Raw genomic sequence first — 25,243 nt, forward strand, 5'->3', positions numbered from 1 at the left:
CTGTGCCTTCCGAACCGGCGCGCGTGGCGGCCAACCCGCTGCGCGACCCGCAGGACCGGCGGCTTCCGCGTATCGCGGGGCCGTCGGGCCTGGTGATCTTCGGCGTCACGGGCGACCTCTCCCGCAAGAAGCTGATGCCGGCGGTCTACGACCTCGCCAACCGGGGCCTGCTGCCGCCGGGTTTCTCCCTCGTCGGCTTCGCCCGGCGCGAGTGGGAGGACCAGGACTTCGCCCAGGTCGTGCACGACGCGGTGAAGCAGTACGCGCGCACGCCCTTCCGCGAGGAGGTGTGGCAGCAGCTCTCGGAGGGCTTCCGCTTCGTCCAGGGCGACTTCGACGACGACGCGGCCTTCGGCAACCTCCGCGAGACGATGGAGTCGCTGGACAAGGAGCGCGGTACGGGCGGCAACTTCGCCTTCTACCTCTCCGTCCCGCCGAAGTTCTTCCCCACCGTGCTGGAGCAGCTCAAGGAGCACGGCCTCTCCGACAGCCACGGCCACGGCTGGCGGCGCGCGGTCATCGAGAAGCCCTTCGGGCACGACCTGGAAAGCGCGCGTGAGCTGAACAAGCTGGTGCACGAGGTCTTCGAGCCCAACGAGGTCTTCCGCATCGACCACTACCTGGGCAAGGAGACCGTCCAGAACATCCTGGCGCTGCGCTTCGGCAACACCATCTTCGAGCCCTTGTGGAACCGCAGTTACGTCGACCACGTGCAGATCACGATGGCCGAGGACATCGGCATCGGCGGCCGGGCCGGCTACTACGACGGCATCGGCGCGGCCCGCGACGTGATCCAGAACCACCTGCTGCAGCTGCTGGCGCTGACCGCGATGGAGGAGCCCACCTCCTTCCATCCCAAGGCGCTGGTGGCGGAGAAGCTGAAGGTCCTCAACGCGGTGCGGCTGCCCGACGACCTGGGCGAGCACACGGTGCGCGGGCAGTACGCGGCCGGCTGGCAGGGCGGCGAGCTGGTGCCCGGCTATCTGGAGGAGGAGGGCATCGACCCGGAGTCGGTGACCGACACCTACGCGGCGCTCAAGTTGGAGATCAACACCCGGCGTTGGGCCGGCGTGCCGTTCTACCTGCGTACCGGCAAGCGGCTGGGGCGGCGGGTCACGGAGATCGCGGTCGTCTTCCAGAAGCCGCCGCACTCCCCCTTCGACGCCATGGAGACCCAGGAGTTGGGCGCGAACGCGCTGGTGATCCGGGTGCAGCCGGACGAGGGCGTGACGATCCGCTTCGGCTCCAAGGTGCCGGGCACCTCGATGGAGATCCGGGACGTGACGATGGACTTCGCGTACGGCGAGTCCTTCACCGAGTCCAGCCCCGAGGCGTACGAGCGCCTCATCCTGGACGTGCTGCTGGGCGACGCCAACCTCTTCCCGCGCCACCAGGAGGTGGAGCGGTCCTGGGAGATCCTGGACCCGGTGGAGGAGTTCTGGGCCTCCTCCGGCCGGCCCGAGTCGTACACCTCGGGCACCTGGGGGCCGGCGGCGGCGGACGAGATGCTGGCGAGAGACGGACGGAGCTGGCGGCGGCCATGAACATCGATCTGACGGACACCACGTCGAGCCAGATCAACGCGGCGCTGGTGAAGGCCCGTCGGGCCACCGGCACGCCGGCGGTCGGCATGGTGCTGACCCTGGTCATCGTCACCGACGAGGGCAACCACTACGACGCGCTGCGGGCGGCCAGCGAGGCGTCCAAGGAGCACCCCTCGCGCATCCTGGTGGTCGTACGGCGCCCCGGGCGCACCCCGCGTGAGCGCAACTCGGCGCGGCTGGACGCCGAGGTGCGGGTGGGTTCGGAGTCCGACACGGGCGAGACCGTACTGCTGCGGCTGCACGGGGAGTTGGCGGCGCACGCGGAGTCCGTGGTGCTGCCGCTGCTGCTGCCGGACGCCCCGGTGGTGGTCTGGTGGCCGGAGGACGCGCCGCAGGCGCCCGCGAAGGACGCGCTGGGGCAGCTGGCGCAGCGCAGGATCACCGACGCGGCGGCCGCGGAGGACCCGGAGGCGGCGCTCGCGCTGCGGGCGCGGACCTACGCGCCGGGCGACACGGATCTGACGTGGACGCGGGTGACGGGCTGGCGCAGTGTGCTGGCGGCGGCCATGGACCAGCGGCACGGGACGCCGCAGTCGGCGGTGGTGGAGGGCGAGGAGTACAACCCGTCCACGGAGCTGCTGGCGATGTGGCTGGGCACCCGGCTGGGTGTGCCGGTGGAGCGGAGGGTCTCGGCCGGTCCCGGGATCACGGCGGTGCGGCTGCACACGACGGACGGCACGATCTGCCTGGACCGGCCGGACGGCGCACTGGCGAAGCTGGAGGTGCCGGGGCAGCCGGAGCGGCATGTGGCGCTCAAGCGGCGTACGACGGCGGAGCTGATCGCCGAGGAGCTGCGCCGGCTGGACCCGGACGAGGCGTACGAGCACGCGGTGCGCTTCGGCGCGGACCGGCTGGCGGCCCCGGGCACGGCGGCGTCCGGTGTCGACGCGGTCGCCGCCGTGGAGACCGCGGAGACGGCGGAGGCGGCGGGCGGTGGCGCGAGCGCGACTCCCCCCAAGCCGGCGGCTCCCCGCCGTGCGAAGCCGGGCGCCGAGGGCGGGGCGACGGCGTGACCGGCACCCCGCAGGTCGTCGTGCTCGGTGGCACCGGGCTGATGGCGCAGGCCGCCGCGGCGCGGCTGATCACGGCGATCGTGGACGCCCAGGCGGCCCGCGGCAGCGCCTCGGTGGTCCTCACGGGCGGGCGCAACGGCAACGCGCTGCTGCGCGCGCTCGCCGCCTCGCCCGCCCGGGACGCGGTGGACTGGACGCGGCTGGACCTGTGGTGGGGCGACGAGCGCTTCCTGCCCGAGGGCGATCCGGACCGCAACTACGTGCAGGCGCGGGCGGAGTTGCTGGACCAGGTGCCGCTGGACCCGGCGCGGGTGCACCCGATGCCCTACTCCGGCGGCCCCTGGGGCGACGACGTGGACGCCGCGGCGGCGGCGTACGCGGCCGAACTGGCCGCGGCGGCCGGCCCGGCGGGCCCGGCGAGCCCGGCGAGCCACAGCCCGGTGCCGGCCTTCGACGTGCTGCTGCTGGGCGTGGGCCCGGACACGCACGTGGCCTCGCTCTTCCCGGAGCATCCGGGGGTACGGGAGACGGAGCTGACGGTGGTGGGCGTGCACGGCGCGCCGAAGCCGCCCCCGCTGCGGACCTCGATGACGCTGCCGGCGATCCGCGCGGCCCGCGAGGTCTGGCTGCTCGCGGCGGGCGAGGACAAGGCGGGCGCGGTGGCGCGCGCACTCTCCGGCGCGGACGGGCTGCAGGCGCCGGCGGCCGGGGCGCGGGGCCGGTCGCGCACGCTGTGGCTGCTGGACCGGGCGGCGGCGTCGGACCTGCCGGCGGCGCTGCGGCCACCGGTCTAGGTCCTGTCCGGAGTACGGGCAGGAGTACGGCCAGGAGTACGGCCAGGAGTACGCGCCGCCGCCGACCGGGGATCGTCCGGTCGGCGGCTGTGTGCCGTCACCGGCCCCGTCACCGGCCCTTCGCCGCCTCGCGGGCCAGCGCGACCGCTCCCGCCAGACCGCTCGCGACCGGGTGCGGGGTGAGGCCGAGGGCGGCCAGGCGCGGGGTGAGGTGGGGCAGGAGCGGGCCGCCGGTGCCGATCAGGCCGCCCACCGTGACCAGCGGCTCGCCCGGCCGGGGGGCCAGCGCCGTGAGGCACTCGGCCAGCAGGTCCGCCGCCTCGTCGAGGATCGCGGCGGCCACCGCGTCGCCGGCGCGGGCGGCGGCGGTGACCGCCGTGCTGTGGCGGGCCAGGCGCACCGGCGGGGCGCAGGCCAGCACGCCGTCGACCAGGACGCGGCGCAGGGTCTGCGGGCTCAGGTCCCGGGCCGCGTCCGCCGGGGCTCCGGCGGCGGTGAACTCGGCTGCCAGCAGCGGCAGTAGCGCGGTCGCCGGGCCGCGGCCGTCCAGGGCGCGCAGTGCCCTGCGGACGCCCTCGCGGGCGATCCAGAAGCCGCTGCCGTCGTCGCCGGCCAGCCAGCCGCAGCCGTCCGCCGCCGCGCGCAGCCGGTGGCCGGTGATCCGGGCCGCCGCGGCGCCCGTACCGGCGATGAGGGTTAGGGCCTGTATCGAGTTGGCCTTCGTCCGCGCGAAGCGCGGGCGGCGCGGTGGTCGGTGCGTGCTCTGGGCGTGCAGCGTCGCAGGTCATGTGGCGGAGCCACCTGTCCTGTGGCGCTGTGCGCCCAGAGTGCGTGCCGGGCGCCGGGGCGCAGAAGGCCAACTCGATACAGGCCCTAGTCCGTCCGCCGGGGTGCCGGGGGCGCCGGCGAAGGCCACGTCGATGTCGCCGACGACCTGGACCGCCGCGCCCTGGACGCCGGCGTGCCGCAGCGCCGCCGCCATGGAGCGTTCGGCAGACAACCGGCCCGGGTCGTCGGGGTGTTCGGGCGCTCCGGCGCCGGCGAAGCCGGCCACCACCGCCCGTACCGAACCCGGGTCGGCCGCCGTCAGCACCTCGGCGAGGACCCGGGCCAGCCGCCCGGTGAGGACGTCCTCGGGGACCAAGCGGGCGTTGCCCGCGCCCGCCGCCGCGGTGGCGAGCACCGGGCCGCCGGCCGCCGGGGCCAGCGCGGCGCGCAGGCTCGTACCGCCGGCGTCGACGCCGATGACATGGCCGACGCGGCCGGGTCCGCCCACCACTCCCCCACCCCCGCTGCGTGATCCCCGCCGGGCCGTACCGCCCCGCGGGTTCCCGGAGAATAATCCCTCCCAGGCAGCGAAGAGCCGGTTACCGATGGGGAGTGGGGCCATGAGCGAGCAGGGCAGGGCGACGATCGGCGCGGAGGCGTTCACCGCCGCGGCGCTGGAGACCGTCCGCAAGGTCAGCGAGACGCAGCGCGAGGGGGTGCTGGCCGCCGCCGCGCTCTGGGCGGCCTCGCTGCGCGCGGACGGCGTGATCCAGGCGTTCGGCACGGGGCACTCCGAGTCCCTCGCCACGGAGATCTCCGGGCGCGCGGGCGGGTTCGTACCGACGAACAAGGTCTCCCTGCGCGATGTGGTGCTGCGCGGCGACAAGCCGAAGGACTTCGTCGGCGACCCGCTGCTGGAGCGCGACCCGGCCACCGCCCGCCGGCTCTACGAACTCTCCGGCGCCCGGCCGCAGGACGTCTTCGTCATCGCCTCCAACTCCGGGATCAACGGCTCGATCGTGGAGATGGCCGCGGTGGTGAAGGAGCACGGCCACCCGCTGGTCGCCATCACCTCGGCGGCGCACGGCGAGCGCGGTGTCTCGCGGCATCCCTCGGGCAGGCGGCTGGTGGACTTCGCGGACGTGGTGCTGGACAACGGGGCGCCCTTCGGCGACTCGATGCTGGAGCTGCCGGGCGGCGGCACGGCGTGCGCGATCTCGTCCATCACGGGCGCGCTGCTGGTGCAGCAGATCGTCGCGGAGGCCATCGCGCTGCTGCTGGCCGCGGGCATCGAGCCGCCGGTCTACCTCTCGGCCAACATCCCGGCCGGGGACGCGCACAACAAGGAGCTGGAGGACCGGTACGCGGGGCGTATCCACCGCTCGGCGTGAGCGCGCCTGCGGGGCGGCCACCGCGCGGCGGCCGCCCCGCAGCGGTGTCTCTCAGCGCCCGTTCAGCTCCCGGTAGCGCCTGACCAGTGCCTGCGTGGAGCTGTCCAGGCCCGCGAGCTCCGCGCCCCCGGTCAGCGCCGGCTCCAGGCGCTTGGCGAGGGCCTTGCCCAGCTCGACCCCCCACTGGTCGAAGGAGTTGATGTTCCAGATCGCGCCCTGGACGAACACCTTGTGCTCGTAGAGCGCGATCAACTGGCCCAGCACGGAGGGCGTCAGCTCGGTGCCCAGGATCGTGGTGGAGGGGCGGTCGCCGGGGAAGGTCCGGTGCGCGACCAGCTTCTCGGGCACGCCCTCGGCGCGGACCTCCTCGGGCGTACGGCCGAAGGCGAGCGCCTGGGACTGGGCGAACATGTTGGCCAGCAGCAGGTCGTTCTGCGCGACCAGCGGCCCCAGCTCCTCGACCGGGCGGGCGAAGCCGATCAGGTCGGCGGGGATGAACTTCGTGCCCTGGTGGAGCAGTTGGTAGTACGCGTGCTGGCCGTTGGTGCCGGAGGTGCCCCAGACCACCGGCCCGGTCTGCCAGCTGACGACGTGGCCCTCGCGGTCCACGGACTTGCCGTTGGACTCCATGTCCAACTGCTGGAGGTAGGCGGGGAACTTGGCGAGGTAGTGGCTGTACGGCAGGACGGCCAGCGCCTGCGCGTCGTAGAAGCCGCCGTACCAGACCCCCAGCAGTCCCATGATCAACGGGGCGTTCGACTCGGCCGGTTCGGTGCGGAAGTGCTCGTCCACCAGCCGGAAGCCGGCCAGCATCTCGCGGAAGCGCTCCGGGCCGATGGCGATGGCCAGGGAGAGGCCGATCGCGGAGTCGAAGGAGTAGCGGCCGCCGACCCAGTCCCAGAACTCGAACATGTTGTCGGTGTTGATCCCGAAGCCGGCGACCTCCTCCCCGTTGGTCGACAAGGCGACGAAGTGCTTCTCTACCGCCTCCGGACCGGCCCCCAGCCCCTCCAGCAGCCAGCGGCGGGCCGCGGCGGCGTTGGTCATCGTCTCCACGGTGGTGAAGGTCTTGGAGGCGATGATGAAGAGCGTGGTGGCGGGGTCGATCGCGCGCAGCGTCTCGTGCAGGTCGGCGCCGTCCACGTTGGACACGAAGTGGAAGCCCAGCTCGCGGTCGGTGTACGGCAGCAGCGCCTCGTACGCCATCGCCGGGCCCAGGTCGGAGCCGCCGATACCGATGTTGACGACCGTGTCGATCGGCTTCCCCGTGGCGCCGCGCCACTCGCCGCGGCGGACCCGCTCGGCGAAGGCGCACATCCGGGTGAGCACGTGGTGCACGCCCTCGACCACGTCCGCGCCGTCCACCTCGATGTGCTGGGCGTGCGGGGCGCGCAGCGCGGTGTGCAGCACCGCCCGGTCCTCGGTGGTGTTGATGTGCTCGCCGCGGAACATCGCGTCGCGCAGCTCGGTGACGCCGGTGGCCGCCGCGAGGTCGCGCAGCAGGCGCAGGGTCTCGTCGGTCACCAGGTTCTTGGAGTAGTCGATCAGCAGGTCGCCGATCTCGACGGTGTAGCGGGTGCCCCGCTCGGGGTCTTCGGCGAAGAGCTGACGCAGTGTGGTGCCCCCGAGTTCCTCGCGGTTCTTGGCCAGCGCGTGCCACTCGGGGGTCTGGTCGAGCCTGGTCCGTGGTGTGGTGTCGGGCATGTGTCCAAACTAATTGATGCGTTGGGACGCTGCCCCCGCAGCGCCGCACGCCCGCCGGGGGCGCGGCCGCCGCCGGACATGCCGGTGGCCCGGCCCCTTCGGGAAGGGGCCGGGCCACCGGCATGCGTCGTGCGAGGGCGTCAGATCTCGCCGCGGAGCTTCGCGAGCGCCTCCGCGAGGATCGCCTCGCCGTCCGCGTCGGAGCGGCGCTCGCGGACGTACGCGAGGTGCGTCTTGTACGGCTCGGTGCGCGGCGGGGCCGGCGGACTGTCCCGGTCCTGCCCGGCAGGGAATCCGCACCGCGGGCAGTCCCACGTGTCCGGCACCTGCGCGTCGCTCGCGAAGCTGGGACGTGTCTCGTGCCCGTTCGAGCACCAGAAGGAGATCCGGAGCCGCGGGGCGGACTCGCCTCGCTCGGCCTCCCCCATCGGCCCCGCTCCGACCCGGCTGCCCCGGATCGCGTTGCCACTTGCCACGGTCGTTACTCCCTGCGTGATGGTGCTAAGAGTCGCCCCAGTCTACGTACCAACAGGTGCTGCGGAAGGCCGCCTAGTCGAACTTCATCAGCAGACCGAGCACGACAATGAGCGCAAACCAGATCAGACCCACAACGACGGTGATGCGGTCGAGGTTGCGCTCGGCGACGGAGGAGCCGCCGACGGACGTCTGCATGCCGCCGCCGAACATGTCGGACAGGCCGCCGCCCTTCCCCTTGTGCATGAGCACCAGCATCATCAGCAGCCCGCTGAAGATGATGAGGGCGATGGAGAACCCCATGACCACGGCTGGACCAACTCTCTCGTAACGGACACATCGGTAGGAACATCAGGGGCCGGTCGCAACCGCGCCCGCAAGCACGCCGGCGCACCGGCCCCCGACAGGGTACGACGAAGAGGCCCCGTGGGCCTACTGCGGATCCGAGACCGTCCGATCCGCAGCGGCCCGGGCCCGGGGACTACTGGTCGCGGAAGCGCACGATCCGTACGAACTCGTCCACATCCAGCGAGGCCCCGCCCACCAGCGCGCCGTCCACGTCCGGCTGCGCCATGATCGCGGCGACGTTGGAGCCCTTGACCGAGCCGCCGTACTGGATGCGCACCTTCTCGGCGACCTCCGGCCCGTACAGCTCCGCCAGCCGCCCGCGGATCGCCCCGCAGACCTCCTGGGCGTCCTGGGGGGTGGCGACCTCGCCCGTGCCGATGGCCCAGACCGGCTCGTAGGCGATGACGATGTCCTCGACCTCGCCGGCCGGTACGTCCTTCAGCGCGCCGTCGAGCTGCTTGAGGACGTAGGGCACCTGCTCGCCGACCCGGCGGACGTCCAGGCCCTCGCCGACGCAGAGGATCGGGGTCAGGCCGTGCTTGAAGGCGGCCTTGACCTTGGCGTTGACGAGCTCGTCGGTCTCGTGGTGGTACTGCCGGCGCTCGGAGTGGCCGATCACCGCGTAGGTGCACTTCAGCTTCGCGAGCATCGGTCCGGAGACCTCGCCGGTGTAGGCGCCGGAGTCGTGCGCGGAGATGTCCTGGGCTCCGTAGCGGAGCTTCAGCTTGTCCCCGTCGACCAGCGTCTGCACCGAGCGCAGGTCGGTGAAGGGCGGCAGGACGGCGACCTCGACGGCCTCGTGGTCCTTGTCGGCGAGGGCGAAGGCGAGCTTCTGGACCTGGGCGATGGCCTCCAGGTGGTTGAGGTTCATCTTCCAGTTGCCCGCCATCAGCGGCGTACGGGTCATGAGGGGTCAGTCCTCCAGTGCGGCGAGGCCGGGGAGCGTCTTGCCCTCGAGGTATTCGAGGGAGGCGCCGCCGCCGGTCGAGATGTGGTCGAAGGCGTTCTCGTCGAAGCCGAGCGTACGGACCGCGGCGGCGGAGTCCCCACCGCCCACCACCGTGAAGCCGGGGGCGTCGACGAGGGCCTGCGCCACGGCGCGGGTGCCCGCGGCGTAGTCGGGGTGCTCGAAGACGCCCATCGGGCCGTTCCAGAAGACGGTGCCCGCGTCGGCGATCTTCGAGGTGAAGAGCGCGGCGGTGGCGGGGCCGATGTCCAGGCCCATCAGGTCCGCGGGGATCGCGTCGGCCGGCACCACGACGGCGCCGGTGGGCTGCTGCGCCTTGAGGTCGGGGAAGCCGGGGCCGGCGACGATGTCGACCGGGAGCACGAACTCCACGCCCAGTTCCTTCGCCCGGTCCAGGTAGGCGCGGACGACGGGGACCTGGTCCTCCTGGACCAGGCTGGAGCCGGTCTCGTAGCCCAGCGCCCTCAGGAAGGTGAAGACCATGCCGCCGCCGATCAGGATGCGGTCGGCCTTGGCCATCAGGTTGTCGATCACGGCGAGCTTGTCGGAGACCTTGGCCCCGCCGAGCACCACCACGTACGGGCGCCTGACGTCGTCGGTGAGCTGCCGGAGCACGCCCACCTCGGTCCCGATCAGGCGGCCGGCGGCGTGCGGCAGGCGGGCGGGCAGGTCGTAGACGGAGGCGTGCCGGCGGTGCACGGCGCCGAAGCCGTCGCCGACGTAGCGGTCGGCGAGGGCGGCCAGCTCGTCGGCGAAGGCGCCGCGCTCGGCGTCGTCCCTGCTCGTCTCGCCCGGGTTGAAGCGCAGGTTCTCCAGCAGCGTGACCCCGCCGTCGCCGAGTCCGGCGACGGTGGCCTTCGCGCTCTCGCCCACGGTGTCGGTGGCGAAGGCCACCGGGCGGCCCAGGATCTCCCCGAGCCGCTGTGCGACCGGCGCGAGGGAGAACGCCGGGTCGGGCTCGCCCTTGGGGCGGCCGAGATGGGAGGCGACGACCACCTTGGCGCCGGCGTCGGCCAGCGCGGCGATCGTCGGGGCGACGGCGCGGATGCGGCCGTCGTCGGTGATGGCCGTGCCGTCCAGCGGCACGTTGAGGTCGGCGCGGACGAACACCCGCCTGCCGGCCACTCCTTCTGCGAGCAGGTCGTCGAGCGTCTTCATGGCTGAGGGACTCCAGATCGTACGGGTGAGGGTGTGACTGCCTGCGACGAGTGGGCCCCGCCGCGGCGTCGCACGCCGCGGCGGGGCCCACTCGTCATAAGACAGATATCAGAGACGCTCGCCGACGTAGGTCGTGAGGTCGACCAGTCGGTTGGAGTAGCCCCACTCGTTGTCGTACCAGCCGACGATCTTGACCTGTGTGCCCTGCGACATCGTGAGCTTGGAGTCGAAGGTGCAGGAGGCCGGGGAGCCGACGATGTCGGAGGAGACGATCTCGTCCTCGGTGTAGGTCAGGACGTCCTTCATCCCGTCCGAAGCGGCCTTCTGGAAGGCCGCGTTGATCTCCTCGACGGTGGCCTCGCGCTCCAGCTCCACCACCAGGTCCGTGACCGAGCCGTCGGGGACGGGCACCCGCATCGCCATACCGTCCAACTTGCCCTCCAGCTGCGGAAGGACGAGGGAGGTGGCCTTCGCGGCGCCGGTGGAGGTGGGGATGATGTTCTGCGCGGCTGCACGGGCCCGGCGCAGGTCCTTGTGCGGGTAGTCCAGGATCCGCTGGTCGTTGGTGTAGGCGTGGATCGTGGTCATCATGCCCTTGACGATGCCGAAGTTCTCGTCGAGCACCTTGGCCATCGGCGCCACGCAGTTGGTGGTGCAGGAGGCGTTGGAGATGATGTTGTCCGTCGCCGGGTCGTAGGCGTCCTCGTTGACGCCCATCACGATGGTGATGTCCTCGTCCTTGGCCGGAGCCGAGACGATGACCTTCTTCGCACCCGCCTGCAGGTGCTTCCCGGCGCCTTCCTTGTTCGTGAAGATGCCGGTCGACTCGATCACGATGTCCGCGCCCAGCTCGCCCCAGGGGAGCTTGGCGGGGTCCTTCTCGGCGAAGGTCCGGAAGGTCTGGTCACCCACCGTGATCGTGTCCTCGGTGGAGCTGACGTCCTCCTTCAGCGGGCCGAGGATGGAGTCGTACTTCAGCAGATGGGCCAGAGTGGCGTTGTCGGTCAGGTCGTTGACACCGACGATCTCGATGTCGGTGTCCTGCTCCAGAAGCGCCCGGAAGTAGTTGCGGCCGATGCGGCCGAAGCCGTTGATTCCTACGCGGATCGCCACGAAACCGATCTCCTCGTTGGTACGCCGGACAGTGCCGGCGAGCGTGTTGGGTGTGCCCCGACCGCCTACGACCCTACCTCTTCAGGGCACTTGGGCGGGGGTCGACGGCCCCTCTGATCAGTCCGTGGACACCCCGGGACAGCGCGGCGGCCCGTACTCGCCGGTAAAGGGGAGTACGGGCCGCCGATTACGCTACGTGATCAATAGAGCGGGTGGTCGCTCACCCGTGCGAAGGGCTCGCGAACGGCCGTCGGAGCCGCCGCGGCGTCAGCCGACCATCTCCTCGGTGAGGGTCGACTCGGTCCCCGGAATGCCCAGGTCGGCGGCCTTCTTGTCGGCCATGGCCAGCAGCCGGCGGATCCGGCCGGCGACCGCATCCTTGGTCAGCGCCGGGTCGGCCAGCGCGCCCAGCTCCTCCAGTGAGGCCTGCTTGTGCTCCATCCGCAGCCGGCCGGCCGCGGCGAGGTGCTCGGGCACCTCCTCGCCGAGGATCTCCAGCGCCCGCTGCACGCGCGCCCCGGCGGCGACCGCCGCGCGGGCCGAGCGGCGCAGGTTGGCGTCGTCGAAGTTCGCCAGCCGGTTCGCCGTGGCGCGCACCTCGCGGCGCATCCGGCGCTCCTCCCAGGCCAGCACCGACTCGTGCGCCCCCAGCCGGGTCAGCAGCGCGCCGATCGCGTCGCCGTCGCGGACCACGACGCGGTCCACGCCGCGCACCTCGCGGGCCTTGGCGGGGATGCCCAGTCGGCGCGCGGCGCCGACCAGGGCGAGGGCCGCCTCCGGTCCGGGGCAGGTGATCTCCATGGAGGAGGAGCGGCCGGGCTCGGTGAGCGAGCCGTGGGCCAGGAAGGCGCCGCGCCAGGCGGCCTCGGCGTCGCAGGTGGCACCGGAGACGACCTGCGGGGGCAGCCCCCGGATGGGACGGCCGCGGCCGTCCACCAGGCCCGTCTGGCGCGCCAGCTGGTCGCCGCCGGCGACCACCCGCACCACGTAGCGCGAGCCGCGCCGCAGTCCGCCGGGGGCCATCACCACCAGGTCGGAGTTGTGGCCGAAGATCTCCACCACGTCCTTGCGCAGCCGGCGGGCGGCGATGCCCGTGTCCAGCTCCGCCTCGATCACGATCCGTCCGCTCACCAGATGGAGACCGCCCGCGAAACGCAGCGTCGCGGAGACCTCCGCCTTGCGGCAGCAGGTCCGGGTGACGGGGAGGCGGGAGATCTCGTCCTTCACCGCTCCTGTCATCGCCATGGGCCGATCCTTCCATGCATGCGGAAAATACGGTCGTACGCGGCGGCCAGCAGCTCCGGATCGTGCCGGTGGGCACTGCCGGGTGCGGCCACGGCCGCGAACTCGACGGAGGCGCCGAGCCGCTCGGCGGCTGCCAGCAACCGCTTCCTGTCCGGCACGGCCGCCGTGTCCGCGAGCACCACGTCGAAGGTGAGTTTAGGGGCGTGTCGCGCCAAAACCTCCACATGACGCTGCGGGGAAAATCCTTCCGTTTCCCCGGGCTGCGGCGCCAGGTTCAGCGAGAGCACACGCCTGGCCCGCGTCACCGTGAGCGCGTCGCGCAGTTCGGGGACCAGTAGATGCGGAATCACCGAGGAGAACCACGACCCGGGGCCAAGGATCACCCAATCGGCCTCCAGGACGGCGGCCACGGCCTCCGGAACGGCCGGCGGGTCACCGGGCACCAGGTGGACGCCGACGACCTCGCCCGGGGTCAGGGCGACGTTCGCCTGGCCCCGTACGACCTGCATCCCGCCGGGGTCGGCCGGGTCCAGTCCGCGTACGTCGGCGGTCAGCTCCAGCGGGACCGCCGACATCGGCAGCACCCGGCCCTGGGCGCCCAGCAGCCGGCCGACCAGGTCGAGGGCCTGGACGTGGTCGCCCAGCTGCTCCCAGAGGGCGACGATCAGCAGGTTCCCGACGGCGTGGCCGTGCAGGTCGCCGTGGCTGGCGAAGCGGTGCTGGATCACCCGCGACCAGGTCTGGCCCCAGTCGTCGTCGCCGCACAGAGCGGCCAGGGCCTTGCGCAGGTCGCCGGGCGGGAGGACGCCCAGCTCCTCGCGCAGTCGGCCGCTGGAGCCGCCGTCGTCGGCGACCGTGACCACGGCGGTGAGGTCACCGGTGATCCGGCGCAGGGCCGCCAGGGAGGCGGACAGCCCCATGCCGCCGCCGAGCGCCACCACCTTGGGCTGGCCTCGGAACGGGGCGGCGCCCCGCCGGCGGATGCCGCCGCGGCGGCGCAGCCGGATGGTCCGGCCGTTGGTACTGCGTGTCACAGACGCTGCCTCACTGTCTCCCGTTACCGCTCATCGCACTCCCCCGCGCCGCCCGGCCCCCCCTCCCGCTCCCGGGCGCCGCTCACTCGCGGCCCAGGTCGCGGTGGACGACCACCGTCTCCACGCCGTCGGCCGCCAGCCGCCGCGAGAGCCGCTCCGACATCGCCACCGAGCGGTGCTTGCCGCCCGTGCAGCCCACCGCGATCGTCACGTAGCGCTTGCCCTCGCGGCGGTAGCCGGTGGCGACCAGGCGCAGCAGCTCGGCGTAGCGGTCGAGGAACTCCTTGGCGCCGGGCTGGTCGAAGACGTACGAGGCGACCTCCTCGTTCTGCCCGGTGAAGGGGCGCAGCTCCGGCACCCAGTGGGGGTTGGGCAGGAAGCGGCAGTCGACCACCAGGTCGGCGTCGACGGGCAGGCCGTACTTGTAGCCGAAGGACATCACCGTGGCGCGCAGCTCCGGCTCGTCGTCGCCGGCGAACTGGGCGTCGAGCTTGGCGCGCAGCTCGTGGACGTTGAGCGAGGAGGTGTCGATCACCAGGTCGGCGTCGCCGCGCAGCTCGCGCAGCAGGTCGCGCTCGGCGGCGATGCCGTCGACGATCCGGCCGTCGCCCTGCAGCGGGTGCGGGCGGCGGACCGACTCGAAGCGGCGCACCAGCGCCTCGTCGGAGGCCTCCAGGTAGACGACCCGGCGGGTGACCTGCTTGGCCGTGAGGTCGGCCAGGGACTCCTTGAGGTTGTCGAAGAAGCGCCGGCCGCGGACGTCCACGACCACGGCGATGCGGGCCACGTTGCCCTGCGAGCGGGCGCCGAGGTCGACCATGGTGGGGATGAGCGCCGGGGGGAGGTTGTCGACCACGAACCAGCCGAGGTCCTCCAGGCACTTCGCCGCGGTGGAGCGGCCGGCTCCGGACATGCCGGAGATGATCACCAGCTCCGGGATCGGCGCCTCGGCCGCGCCCTTCGGCTCGGCGTGCTCCGCCGCTGCGTCGCCCGCCTGCGCCGCTCCGGGCGCCTCCGCGTGCTCCTGGCTGTGTCCGTCGCGCTCGTTCATCCGTGTGCCCCCGGGTTGGCTTGCCGTCGGTCTGTCGTGCTCTGACTGTGCTGGTCGTGGCTGGTCGTGCCTGTCGTGGCGGTCGTGGCGGTCGTGCGGTCAGTCCATGATCTCGCCGGTGGCCGTGTTGACCGCTGCCGCGGCCGGCTCCTGCTGCTGGAGGGTCGCGGCGACCGCCTCCGCGGTCTTGCGGCCGATGCCCGGCACCTCGCAGATCTCGTCAATGGTCGCAGCTCTCAGCCGCTTCAGTGATCCGAAGTGCTTCAGCAGCGCCTTGCGCCGGGTCTCGCCCAGGCCGGGGACGTCGTCCAGCGGGCCGGCGGTGAGGGACTTGGCGCGCTTCTTGCGCTGGTAGGCGAGGGCGAAGCGGTGCGCCTCGTCGCGGATGCGCTGCAGCAGGTAGAGCCCCTCGCTGGAGCGGGGCAGCACCACGGGATCGTCCTCGCCGGGCAGCCAGACCTCCTCCAGCCGCTTGGCGAGACCGCAGACGGCCACGTCGCCGATGCCCAGCTCGGCCAGGGCCCGCACGGCGGCGGCGACCTGCGGCTGCCCGCCGTCCACGACGATGAGCTGCGGGGGGTAGGCGAACCGCCGGGGGCGGCCTGCCTCGTCGAGGGGGGCCGCCCCTGACTCCCCCGACTCCCCGGCCGGCTCGGGCAGCTCCCTGCCGCTCGCGTGGGCGCGCTCCGCCGCGTAGCGCTTGAAGCGGCGGCTGATCACCTCGTGCATGGCGCGGACGTCGTCCTGGCCGGTGAAGCCCTTGATCTCGAAGCGGCGGTACTCGCTCTTGCGGGCGAGACCGTCCTCGAAGACCACCATCGAGCCCACCACGTCGTCGCCCTGCAGGTGCGAGATGTCGTAGCACTCGATCCGCAGCGGCGCCGACTCCAGCTCCAGCGCCTGCGTGATCTCCTCCAGCGCCCGGGAGCGGGTGGTCAGGTCCGAGGCGCGCTTGGTCTTGTGCAGCACCAGTGCCTGGTCGGCGTTGCGCTGGACCGTCTCCATCAGCGCCTTCTTGTCGCCGCGCTGCGGAACGCGCAGCTCCACCCGGGCGCCGCGGTGCGCCGCCAGCCAGTCCCGCAGCGGTTCGGCCATCTCCGGGATCGCGGGGACCAGCACCTCTTTCGGCACCGCGCTGTCGGGGCCGCCGGTCTCCTCGCCGTAGAGCTGGCGCAGGGCGTGCTCCACCAGGTCGGCGGTGGTGACGTCCTCCATCGTGTCCGTCACCCAGCCGCGCTGGCCGCGCACCCGGCCGCCGCGCACGTGGAAGATCTGCACCGCCGCCTCCAGCTCGTCCTCGGCGACGGCGAGGAGGTCCGCGTCGGTGTCGTCGGTGAGGACGACGGCGTTCTTCTCCATCGCGCGCCGCAGCGCCCCGATGTCGTCGCGCAGCCGGGCGGCCTTCTCGTACTCCAGCTCCTCGGCGGCCTGCTGCATCTCCGCCTCCAGCCGCCGCAGGTACTCCCCCGTGCGGCCGGCCATGAACTCGCAGAAGTCCTCGGCCAGCTCGCGGTGGTCCTCGGGGCTGATCCGGCCCACGCAGGGCGCCGAGCACTTGCCGATGTACCCCAGCAGGCAGGGGCGGCCGATCTGCTGGGAGCGCTTGAAGACCCCGGCCGAGCAGGTCCGTACCGGAAAGGCGCGGAGCATCAGGTCGACGGTGTCGCGGATGGCCCAGGCGTGGGCGTACGGACCGAAGTAGCGCACGCCCTTGCGGCGGGGGCCGCGCATGACCTGCACGCGCGGGAACTCCTCGTTCATCGTCACCGCGAGGGAGGGGTAGCTCTTGTCGTCGCGGTACTTGACGTTGAAACGGGGGTCGAACTCCTTGATCCAGCTGTACTCCAGCTGGAGCGCCTCGACCTCTGTGGAGACCACCGTCCACTCCACCGAGGCGGCGGTGGTCACCATCGAGCGCGTGCGGCGGTGGAGTCCGGCGACGTCCTGGAAGTACGAGCCGAGCCGCTGGCGGAGGTTCTTCGCCTTCCCGACGTAGATCACGCGGCCGTGCTCGTCCCGGAACTTGTAGACCCCCGGGGTCTCGGGGATCTCCCCGGGCTTGGGGCGGTAGGTGGAGGGATCGGCCATGCTCCCCACCTTATCGGCGGGGGCCGACAGGGCGGGGTCGCGCGGAAGGAGGGCTTCCGCTCGCGGGGGGCGGTCAGCCCTTGCGCACGGCCACGAGCCTGCCGTCCTTGACGGAGACGGGCAGCGACGGCAGCGGTGCGGTCGCCGGGCCGTGCACGGCGGTGCCGTCGGCGGTGTCGAAGCGGCTGCCGTGGCAGGGGCAGATCGCCTCGTCGCCCTTGATCTCACCCAGGACGCACGCCTGGTGGGTGCACACGGCGCTGAGGGCGCGGTAGGTGTCCGCCGTCGGGCGGCTGACGATGACCCGCTCGGTGCGGTAGAGCTTCGCGCCGCCGACCGGGACGGCCTCGGGGTCGCCGAGGTCGATGTCGCCCTTGGGGCCGGTGTTCTCCTGGTGCGCCGGGGTATCGGTGGAGCAGGCGGTGAGCGCCCCGGTGGTGGCGAGGGCCGCCGCGGCGCGGCACAGGACGGTACGGCGGGTCGCGGTCGGCTGACTGGCGGCGGATGCGATCGGTTCTTCCATGCCACGGACGATACTGGGGCGATGATCGTTGTCGGCGGTGAAGCCCTGATCGACCTCGTCCCCGTGGCACCCGGCGCCCCGGGGGATCCGGCGCCCGGTGCGCCGGCGTCCCTGCCGCCGCTGCTGCCGCTGCGCGGCGGTGGTCCGTACAACACGGCGCTGGCGCTGGCGCGGCTGGGCAGTGCGGCCTCCTTCTGCTCGCGGGTGTCCACGGACGCCTTCGGTGAGGCGCTGCTGGACGGGCTGCGCGCGGAGGGGGTCGGGCTGGGGCTCGTACAGCGGGGGCCGGAGCCGACGACGCTGGCCGTGGCGGCGGTGGGGGACGACGGGTCGGCGGAGTACCGCTTCTACGTGGAGGGGACCGCCGACCGGCTGTTCACCGAGCCGCAGGTGATGCCGGACGCGGCGCGGGCGCTCTTCCTGGGCACCGGCTCGCTGGCGCTGGAGCCGGGGGCGAGCGCGTACGAGGCGCTGCTGCGGCGGGCGGCGCACCACGGGGTGTTCACGATGCTGGACCCCAACATCCGTCCGCAGCTGATCGCGGACCCGGCGGCCTACCGGGCGCGCTTCCGGGCCTGGCTGCCCGATGTGCGGCTGCTGAAGCTGTCGGTGGTGGACGCGCGGTGGCTGGCGGAGGGCCAGTACCCGGACGTGGAGCGGGCGGTGGCGGGCTGGCTGGCGGCGGGGCCGGCGGCGGTGGTGCTCACCGAGGGGGCGCGCGGGCTGTCGGTGACGGCGCTCGGCGGGCGCTCCGCGCGGGAGGAGCCGCTGCGGGTGGCGGTCGCCGCGCCGCCGGTCGCGGTGGCGGACACCATCGGCGCCGGGGACGCGGTCAACGCCGCGCTGCTGCACTGGCTGCGGCAGCGCGGCGCGCTGTCGCGTCCCGCGGTGGCCGCGCTGGACGCGGCGGCCTGGCGCGAGGCGCTCGGCTACGCGGCCCGGGTGGCGGCGCTGACCTGCACCCGGGCGGGGGCGCAGCCGCCGTACGCGGCAGAGGCGGGGTGAGGGCGCCCCCGGGTCCGGGTGCGGGTCGGCCGGGTCGGCCGGGTCAGCGGTACACCGTCACCTGCGCCGCCGTCGGGATGCCGTTCACCGTCACCGTCAGGGTGCCCGAGCCCGGGCGCAGGCCCGTCAGGGTGCCGGTGGCCGGGTCGTAGGCGGCTGCCGAGCCGGCGGGGGCCGTGCGCGCGGGGCCGATCCAGAGGTTCGGCGTGCCCGTCCAGTCCGCGCTCAGCGGCCAGGCGACCGGGACGCGGCGGGCGTCCTGGAGCACCGTCGCGGTGACCTGCCCCGTCGCCCCGGCCCGCAGCCGTGCGGGGGCGTCGAGGGTCAGGGCGTCGACGTGCGCCCTGGTCTGGACGTCCACCCAGTCGGGGCCGCCGGACCAGGGGCGCAGCCGGGCCGCGAGCCGCTGGCCGGCGGAGACGGGGTCCACGCCGATCAGGGACCAGCCGGTGAAGCCGCCGCGGTCCGGCGGGGTGGCCGGGTTCTTGCCGGAGTTGCCGTTGACCAGGTACGGCACGCCCTCCACCCGTTCGGCGTGGAAGGTCCCCACGTGGGCGCCGATGAACAGGGCGCCCTTGCCCGTACGGCGGCGGAAGTCGCCGAGCCAGTCCTCCAGCAGGTCGGCCTCCTTGCGGTCGCCGAGCTGGCTGCCCTTCTGCGGGGTGGGGTCGCGCGGGGGTACGTGCGCGATCACCGTGACCGAGGAGACCGCGGGGTCCGCGGCGGCCGTGTCCAGTTGGCGGCGCAGCTCCTGGATCTGGGGGTAGCCGCCCGAGCGCAGGGTCAGGCGCGAGGTGTCGAGGGTGACGAAGCGGGTGCCCTTGTGGTCGAAGGTGCGCTGGGGGGCACCGAACTCCGCGACGAAGTTCTCGATCCTCCCGCCCATGACCTCGTGGTTGCCGGGGACGTAGGTCCAGGGCAGTTCGTCGCCCAGTTCCTCGTCGAGGATGCGGTGGGCGAGGTCGAGGTCGGCGGGCGAGCCCTCGTCCACCAGGTCGCCGTTGACGACGAGGAAGTCCGGGTGCGCGGCTTTGATCTCCCGCAGGGTGCGCCGTGCGGCCCGTACGAGATCGCTGTCCGGCTCGCGGGAGACGAACTGGGCGTCGGACATGACGGCGTAGCGCCAGGCGCGGCCCTGGACGTCGGCGGCGGTGGTGATCAGCGGGTCGGCGACGGTGGGTTGGGGTGGCAGGTCGGCGTCGGGCGGGGTCTGGGCGGTGAGTTCGTCGATGACGACCTCGCTGCTGTACTGGTGGGCGGGGACGGTCTCCGCGAGGTAGAAGCGCACCACCCTCAGCGGGTAGGCGATCCCGCGCGGCACCTCGAACGTCAGCTGCTGCCAGCCCGGTTCGGTGAGGTACGGGGCGCGCAGGACCTGGGTGACGCCCGCCGCGTCCTTCAGGTGCAGGGAGGGCCAGGCACCCTTGCCGTCGCTCTTCACCCACAGGCCGAAGCTGCGGGGCTGCCCGGGGACGGGGATCTCCGCGGGCGGGACGGCGTAGAGGGCGCGGGTGGCGGTGGACTGGGTGAAGTCGTAGGCCATCCGCAGCCCTTGGCCCTCGTGCCCCTGCGGCTCGGGGGCGACGGAGCCGGAGGCGCGGGCGGTGGTGTACGTCCACTGCGCGGCGTCGTCGAAGGCGGCGACGGACTGCTCGTGCAGCCCGACGGTCACGGCCAGGGCGGTGCTGCGGCCCTGGACGGTGGCCGTGACCTGGCCGGAGGCGAAGGGCTGCGCCGTGCGGGCGCGGACGGTGAAGCCGCCGGCGGCGGGGTCGGGGGTGAGGGTGAAGAGGTCGCGGTCGTAGTCGAGGTGGACGTCGGCGGGGTCGATGGGGGCGCTGTCGCCGGCGGCGTCCCAGCCGACGAGGCCGAAACCCCCCGTGTCGTGGGGGTCCTTGAGGCCGACGCGTTCACTGCTGGGGCGTACGCGGTCCAGTGCGCCCAGGACGGTGAGGGTGGTGGTCCCCTTGGCGGCGCCCCGGTGGGCCGTGATCTCGGCCGTGCCGCCGGAGCGTGCGGTGAACAGGCCGCCGGAGTCCACGGCTCCGACGCCGGGGTCGGAGGAGGTCCAGTCGGCGGGGGTGCCGTCGGCCGGTCCGTAGGTCTCGTCGTGGCCGGCCGCGGTCAGGGCGCGGTGCAGGCCCGGGAAGACGCGGTCCGGGTGGCCGCCGGGGACCTGGTCGGCGCTCGGGGCGCGGGCGGGGTCGGCGGTGGGGGTGAGCCAGAAGCCCTTCAGGGTGCCGCTGCCGTCGGGGGCGGTGATCGCCAGTCCGTTGGGGACGACGCGCTCGAAGCCGTCGGAGGGGGTGTTCTCCAGCCGCGGGGTGTCGGAGCCCGGTGCGCGGGCCAGCAGGGTGGAGGAGCCGCCGCCGTCGAGGTTGAGGGCGCTGTGGGCGCCCAACTGCTTCATCATCAGGGCGAGTTCGGTGAGCGTGACGCCGCCGGTGTCGCCGGAGCGGCCGTCGACGGTGAGGACGTGCATGGTGCGGCCGTCGCGGGAGAAGCCGACGGCGGTGCGGGCGGCGGAGGCGTTGTTGGGCCTGCCCTCCCAGTTCTGCGCCACGCCGTCCAGGACGAGGACGCCGCGGCCGCCGACCGCCGTACGGGGCACCTCGCCGCCGTCGGTGACGGGGCGGTACTCCATGGCCACGGGGTCGCCGGGGTTGAGCGCGGCGAGGGTGTCGGCGCCGGCGTCGTCGCCCAGCAGGACGGTGGTGTCCGCCGGGATCGGGCCGGTGGCGGGGGTGGCGGAGACGGTGGCCACCCGGCCGTCGCGGACGGTGACCTCGGTCGTACGGGAGGCGCCGTCGACGGTGAGCGCGCGGTCGGCGCTCCCCCACTGGGAGGTGTAGGCGCCGATGCCGCCGGCGGGGACGTTGGCGGCGTTGAGCGCCTGGAGGGGGTGCGGGCCGCCGGGGAGGGTGAGGGTGCCCTGGAAGTAGAGCTTCAGCAGGCGGCCTGCGCTGCCCTCGGCGGTGGCCGCGCCGATGCCGACGGCCTCCTCGGCGCCGGCGGAGGGCGAGTGGGTGACCTGGCCGTTGTCCAGGCCGGGGCCCAGGGGGGCGCCGGTCTCGTTGATGTCGAAGAAGTCGGCGTTGAGGGCGGCGACGGTGCGGCGGCCCTCGCCGGGGTCGTGGGCTTCGGCGAGGTCGGCGACGGTCTCGCGGTCGGAGACCTTGTCGGCGAGGTAGTCGACGCGGGCCGAGCCGCCGAGGTCGACGCTGAGCGCGTCGGCCCGGAGCCACTTGTCCGACTCCAGGCGCTCGAAGGAGGTCAGCTCCACGCCCGGTGCGACGGGGCGGGAGGTGGAGTCGAGGCCGATGCCGTCGCCGTGGACGATGGCGGTGGGGACGGCGGCGAGTGCGCGGGGGGCGGCGGGGGTGCTCGGCAGCGCGGTGAGGGCGAGCGCCGCCGCCACGGATATGAGCGCGGCCCGGCTGGTTCGCCGTCCGGCGTGGTGGCTCTGTCCTTGCACAACGTCTCCTTCTCGCACGGGAGTTGGGCGCGTTGGATGCGTACGTGGATGCGTACGGGGCCACAGGGTTCCAGGAGCGGAGTGGTCTACACCAGGGGGCGGGGGGAAACTCGTGGGGAAGTTTTGCCGGCGGGCGCCGGGCGGGCCGCGGGGCCGACCGCGGCGGGCGGGCCCGGTCGGCCGGTCCGGCAGGTGGGAGGGCGGCATACGGAAAGGCGGTGTCGAATTGTCTTCGACACCGCCTGCGACCTGCGTACCACGCAAGTCGGGACGACAGGATTTGAACCTGCGACCCCTTGACCCCCAGTCAAGTGCGCTACCAAGCTGCGCCACGTCCCGGCACCCGTGACCAGGGGTTTCCCTGGCCGTCGGGTATGAGAACCATACGCCATCGAAAGCCGCCGCCTCACACCGGGCGGCCCCGCGGGTGCCGGGAGCGGCCGCTCAGGCGGTGCTCTTGGGGGAGGCCGCCTTCTTCGCGGGCGCCGCCTTCTTCGCGACGGCCTTCTTCGCCGCCGTCTTCTTCACCGCCGTCTTCTTCGCCGGGGCCTTGGCATCCGCCGTCGCCGACGCCACCCGCTTCGCGGCTGTCTTGCGCGCCGCCGCCGTCTTCTTCGCCCGCGCGGGGGCGGCGTCCGAGACGCGGTCGCCCAGCAGTTCGCGGAGGAACTTGCCGGTGTGCGAGGCCGGGACGGCCGCCACCTCCTCCGGCGTGCCCTCGGCCACGACCAGGCCGCCGCCGCTGCCGCCCTCGGGGCCCATGTCCACGACCCAGTCCGCTGTCTTGATCACGTCGAGGTTGTGCTCGATGACGATCACCGAGTTGCCCTTCTCGACCAGGCCCTCCAGCACGTGGATCAGCTTGCTGATGTCCTCGAAGTGCAGACCCGTCGTCGGCTCGTCCAGCACGTAGACCGTGCGGCCCGTGGAGCGCTTCTGCAGCTCGCTCGCCAGCTTGACGCGCTGCGCCTCGCCGCCGGAGAGCGTCGGCGCCGGCTGGCCGAGGCGTACGTAGCCCAGGCCGACCTCGGTGAGCGTCCGCAGATGCCGGGCGATGGACGGCACGGCCTCGAAGAAGTGCAGCGCCTCCTCGATCGGCATGTCCAGGACCTCGGCGATGCTCTTGCCCTTGTAGTGGACGTCCAGGGTCTCGCGGTTGTACCGCGCGCCGTGGCAGACCTCGCACGGCACGTAGACGTCGGGCAGGAAGTTCATCTCGATCTTGATCGTGCCGTCGCCCGAGCAGTTCTCGCAGCGGCCGCCCTTGACGTTGAAGGAGAAGCGCCCCTGCTGGTAGCCGCGGACCTTCGCCTCGGTCGTCTCCGCGAAGAGCTTGCGGACGTGGTCGAAGACACCGGTGTACGTGGCCGGGTTGGAGCGCGGGGTGCGGCCGATGGGCGACTGGTCGACGTGCACCACCTTGTCGACCAGCTCGTCGCCGTCGACGCGGGTGTGCCGGCCGGGCACGTGGCGGGCGCCGTTGAGCTCGCGCGCCAGGTGCGTGTAGAGGATGTCGTTGACCAGGGTGGACTTGCCGGAGCCGGAGACCCCGGTGACGGCGGTGAGCACCCCGAGCGGGAAGGCGACGTCGATGTCGCGCAGGTTGTGCTCCCGCGCCCCGCGGACCACCAGTCGGCGGGCGGGGTCGATCGGGCGGCGCACCTCGGGCGTGCGGATCTGCCGGCGCCCCGAGAGGTACTTGCCGGTCATCGACTCCTCGTTGGCCAGCAGGCCGGCCAGCGGGCCGCTGTGGACGACCCGGCCGCCGTGCTCGCCGGCGCCGGGGCCGATGTCGACCACCCAGTCGGCGACCTTCATGGTGTCCTCGTCGTGCTCCACCACGATGAGCGTGTTGCCCATGTCGCGCAGGCGCACCAGGGTCTCGATCAGCCGGTGGTTGTCGCGCTGGTGCAGGCCGATGGAGGGCTCGTCCAGCACGTACAGCACGCCGACCAGGCCGGAGCCGATCTGGGTGGCGAGGCGGATGCGCTGGGCCTCGCCGCCGGAGAGGGTGCCCGCGGCGCGGTTGAGCGAGAGGTAGTCCAGGCCGACGTCGACCAGGAAGCGCAGCCGCTCGTTGACCTCCTTCAGCACCCGCTCGGCGATGGTCTTGTCCCGGTCGGTCAGCTCCATGGCGCCGAGGAAGTCGGCGCAGTCGCTGATCGACATCGCCGCCACGTCCGCGATCGACTTGCCCTCCACCGTCACCGCCAGGACGACGGGCTTGAGCCGGGTGCCCTCGCAGGTGGGGCAGGGGACCTCGCGCATGTAGCCCTCGAAGCGCTCGCGGCTGGAGTCGGACTCCGACTCGCCGTGCCGGCGCTTGATGAAGGGCAGCGCGCCCTCGAAGGCCGTGGTGTACGCGCGCTCGCGGCCGTACCGGTTGCGGTAGCGCACCTCGATCTTGGTGCGGTGGCCGTGGAGCAGGGCCTTCTGCGCGCGCTGCGGCAGCCCGGCCCAGGGGATGTCCGTGCGGAAGCCCAGCTCCTGGGCGAGGGCGCCCACCAGGCGGTTGAAGTAGTCCTTGGTGTGGCCGTGCGACCACGGGTGGATGGCGCCCTCCTCCAGCGTCTTGTCCGGGTCGGGGACGATCAGCTCGGCGTCGACCTCCATCCGGGTGCCGATGCCCGTGCAGTCGGGGCAGGCGCCGAAGGGGGAGTTGAAGGAGAAGGAGCGGGGCTCCAGCTCCTCGAAGGAGAGGTCGTCGTAGGCGCAGTAGAGGTGCTCGGAGAACATCCGCTCGCGCTCGGGGTCGTCCTCGGCGAGGTCGACGAAGTCCAGGACGACCATGCCGCCGGACAGGCCCAGGGCCGTCTCGACGGAGTCGGTGAGCCGGCGCTGGGCGCTGTCCTTCACCGTCAGCCGGTCGACGACCACCTCGATGGTGTGCTTCTCCTGCTTCTTCAGCTGCGGCGGCTCGCTCAGCTGGATGATCTCGCCGTCCACCCGGGCCCGGCTGTAGCCCTTGGTCTGCAGGTCGGCGAAGAGGTCCACGAACTCGCCCTTGCGCTCGCGCACCAGCGGCGAGAGCACCTGGAAGCGACTGCCCTCGGGCAGCTCCAGCACCCGGTCCACGATGGCCTGCGGCGACTGGCGGCTGATGGGGCGGGCGCACTGGGGGCAGTGCGGCTTGCCGATACGGGCGAAGAGCAGGCGGAGGTAGTCGTAGACCTCGGTGATCGTGCCCACGGTGGAGCGCGGGTTGCGCGAGGTGGACTTCTGGTCGATCGAGACGGCCGGGGAGAGGCCCTCGATGAAGTCGACGTCGGGCTTGTCCATCTGCCCGAGGAACTGCCGGGCGTAGCTGGAGAGCGACTCCACGTAGCGGCGCTGGCCCTCGGCGAAGATCGTGTCGAAGGCGAGGGAGGACTTGCCCGAGCCGGACAGGCCGGTGAAGACGATGAGCGAGTCGCGGGGCAGGTCGAGCGAGACGTTCTTCAGGTTGTGCTCGCGAGCGCCACGAACGATGAGACGGTCGGCCACGCCGG

General features: G+C 73.0%; 20 protein-coding genes and 1 tRNA gene. 5 read left to right on the forward strand and 16 right to left on the reverse strand.

Annotation, left to right across the window (positions count from 1 at the left end):
- Window positions 1–2: 2 nt before the first annotated feature.
- The 3 genes from zwf to pgl are packed head-to-tail and all read left to right on the forward strand — an operon-like array spanning window position 3 to window position 3,411.
- Window positions 3–1,544, forward strand: coding sequence for a glucose-6-phosphate dehydrogenase (gene zwf, locus ACFQLX_RS00105; RefSeq protein ID WP_386410130.1), 1,542 nt, complete (start codon window positions 3–5; stop codon window positions 1,542–1,544).
- Window positions 1,541–2,617: a glucose-6-phosphate dehydrogenase assembly protein OpcA gene (gene opcA, locus ACFQLX_RS00110; RefSeq protein WP_386410133.1), complete on the forward strand. Its 1,077-nt coding sequence runs from the start codon at window positions 1,541–1,543 to the stop codon at window positions 2,615–2,617. Before zwf ends, opcA begins: the two co-directional genes overlap by 4 nt.
- Entirely contained in the window at window positions 2,614–3,411 is a 798-nt protein-coding gene (gene pgl / locus ACFQLX_RS00115) for a 6-phosphogluconolactonase (protein ID WP_386410136.1), read from the forward strand. The genes opcA and pgl overlap by 4 nt, the downstream gene beginning before the upstream one ends.
- Window positions 3,412–3,520: 109 nt before the next feature.
- On the opposite strand, the gene ACFQLX_RS00120 is transcribed toward pgl, so the two are convergent.
- Both ACFQLX_RS00120 and ACFQLX_RS00125 read right to left on the reverse strand, forming a co-directional pair.
- Window positions 3,521–4,186, reverse strand: coding sequence for a BadF/BadG/BcrA/BcrD ATPase family protein (locus ACFQLX_RS00120; protein WP_386410651.1), 666 nt, complete (start codon window positions 4,184–4,186; stop codon window positions 3,521–3,523).
- Window positions 4,187–4,195: 9 nt separating this feature from the next.
- Window positions 4,196–4,687 carry a hypothetical protein gene (locus ACFQLX_RS00125; protein WP_386410139.1) on the reverse strand — a complete coding sequence of 164 codons (492 nt, stop codon included), beginning with the start codon at window positions 4,685–4,687 and terminating at the stop codon, window positions 4,196–4,198.
- Window positions 4,688–4,799: 112 nt separating this feature from the next.
- Here ACFQLX_RS00125 and ACFQLX_RS00130 point away from each other — a divergent pair, with 112 nt between their 5' ends.
- Window positions 4,800–5,570, forward strand: coding sequence for a sugar isomerase domain-containing protein (locus ACFQLX_RS00130; RefSeq protein WP_386410142.1), 771 nt, complete (start codon window positions 4,800–4,802; stop codon window positions 5,568–5,570).
- Window positions 5,571–5,621: 51 nt separating this feature from the next.
- On the opposite strand, the gene pgi is transcribed toward ACFQLX_RS00130, so the two are convergent.
- The 11 genes from pgi to ACFQLX_RS00185 all read right to left on the reverse strand — a co-directional run bounded on the left by pgi (window position 5,622) and on the right by ACFQLX_RS00185 (window position 17,275).
- Entirely contained in the window at window positions 5,622–7,274 is a 1,653-nt protein-coding gene (pgi, locus tag ACFQLX_RS00135) for a glucose-6-phosphate isomerase (protein ID WP_386410145.1), read from the reverse strand.
- 140 nt (window positions 7,275–7,414) lie between these two features.
- Complete coding sequence (locus tag ACFQLX_RS00140; RefSeq protein ID WP_386410148.1) at window positions 7,415–7,750, reverse strand: RNA polymerase-binding protein RbpA; 336 nt, start codon at window positions 7,748–7,750, stop codon at window positions 7,415–7,417.
- Window positions 7,751–7,823: 73 nt separating this feature from the next.
- A complete protein-coding gene (gene secG, locus ACFQLX_RS00145) occupies window positions 7,824–8,051 on the reverse strand; it encodes a preprotein translocase subunit SecG (protein WP_386410151.1) in 228 nt (75 codons plus the stop codon).
- Between the two features lie 178 nt (window positions 8,052–8,229).
- Window positions 8,230–9,003, reverse strand: a complete 774-nt coding sequence (gene tpiA / locus ACFQLX_RS00150) for a triose-phosphate isomerase (protein ID WP_386410154.1) — start codon at window positions 9,001–9,003, stop codon at window positions 8,230–8,232.
- Between the two features lie 6 nt (window positions 9,004–9,009).
- The gene (locus tag ACFQLX_RS00155; RefSeq protein ID WP_386410157.1) at window positions 9,010–10,221 is read right to left on the reverse strand and encodes a phosphoglycerate kinase; all 1,212 of its coding nucleotides are present in this window, start codon (window positions 10,219–10,221) and stop codon (window positions 9,010–9,012) included.
- Window positions 10,222–10,329: 108 nt separating this feature from the next.
- Complete coding sequence (gene gap, locus ACFQLX_RS00160) at window positions 10,330–11,334, reverse strand: type I glyceraldehyde-3-phosphate dehydrogenase (RefSeq protein WP_386410160.1); 1,005 nt, start codon at window positions 11,332–11,334, stop codon at window positions 10,330–10,332.
- A 267-nt stretch (window positions 11,335–11,601) separates the two neighbouring features.
- Window positions 11,602–12,579: a DNA-binding protein WhiA gene (gene whiA, locus ACFQLX_RS00165; protein ID WP_386410162.1), complete on the reverse strand. Its 978-nt coding sequence runs from the start codon at window positions 12,577–12,579 to the stop codon at window positions 11,602–11,604.
- Window positions 12,570–13,613: a gluconeogenesis factor YvcK family protein gene (locus ACFQLX_RS00170; protein WP_386410165.1), complete on the reverse strand. Its 1,044-nt coding sequence runs from the start codon at window positions 13,611–13,613 to the stop codon at window positions 12,570–12,572. Before ACFQLX_RS00170 ends, whiA begins: the two co-directional genes overlap by 10 nt.
- A gap of 82 nt (window positions 13,614–13,695) precedes the next feature.
- Window positions 13,696–14,664, reverse strand: coding sequence for an RNase adapter RapZ (rapZ, locus tag ACFQLX_RS00175; RefSeq protein WP_386410167.1), 969 nt, complete (start codon window positions 14,662–14,664; stop codon window positions 13,696–13,698).
- Between the two features lie 99 nt (window positions 14,665–14,763).
- Window positions 14,764–16,752, reverse strand: a complete 1,989-nt coding sequence (gene uvrC, locus ACFQLX_RS00180; protein WP_386410170.1) for an excinuclease ABC subunit UvrC — start codon at window positions 16,750–16,752, stop codon at window positions 14,764–14,766.
- A 73-nt stretch (window positions 16,753–16,825) separates the two neighbouring features.
- Window positions 16,826–17,275 (reverse strand): Rieske (2Fe-2S) protein, encoded by a 450-nt coding sequence (locus tag ACFQLX_RS00185; protein ID WP_386410173.1) that lies wholly within the window; start codon window positions 17,273–17,275, stop codon window positions 16,826–16,828.
- A gap of 21 nt (window positions 17,276–17,296) precedes the next feature.
- On the opposite strand from ACFQLX_RS00185, the gene ACFQLX_RS00190 reads away from it, so the two are divergent.
- Window positions 17,297–18,280 (forward strand): carbohydrate kinase family protein, encoded by a 984-nt coding sequence (locus ACFQLX_RS00190; protein WP_386410176.1) that lies wholly within the window; start codon window positions 17,297–17,299, stop codon window positions 18,278–18,280.
- Between the two features lie 43 nt (window positions 18,281–18,323).
- Here ACFQLX_RS00190 and ACFQLX_RS00195 read toward each other — a convergent pair whose 3' ends face one another.
- From ACFQLX_RS00195 to uvrA, 3 genes are all read right to left on the reverse strand, one after another.
- Entirely contained in the window at window positions 18,324–21,755 is a 3,432-nt protein-coding gene (locus ACFQLX_RS00195; protein ID WP_386410178.1) for a phosphodiester glycosidase family protein, read from the reverse strand.
- Window positions 21,756–22,020: 265 nt separating this feature from the next.
- Window positions 22,021–22,094, reverse strand: a tRNA-Pro gene (locus ACFQLX_RS00200).
- Window positions 22,095–22,199: 105 nt separating this feature from the next.
- Window positions 22,200–25,238 (reverse strand): excinuclease ABC subunit UvrA, encoded by a 3,039-nt coding sequence (gene uvrA / locus ACFQLX_RS00205; protein WP_386410181.1) that lies wholly within the window; start codon window positions 25,236–25,238, stop codon window positions 22,200–22,202.
- Between the last annotated feature and the right edge of the window lie 5 nt (window positions 25,239–25,243).

It is taken from the genome of Streptomyces polyrhachis, from assembly GCF_042663125.1.
Classification (GTDB): Bacteria; Actinomycetota; Actinomycetes; order Streptomycetales; family Streptomycetaceae; genus Streptomyces; species Streptomyces polyrhachii.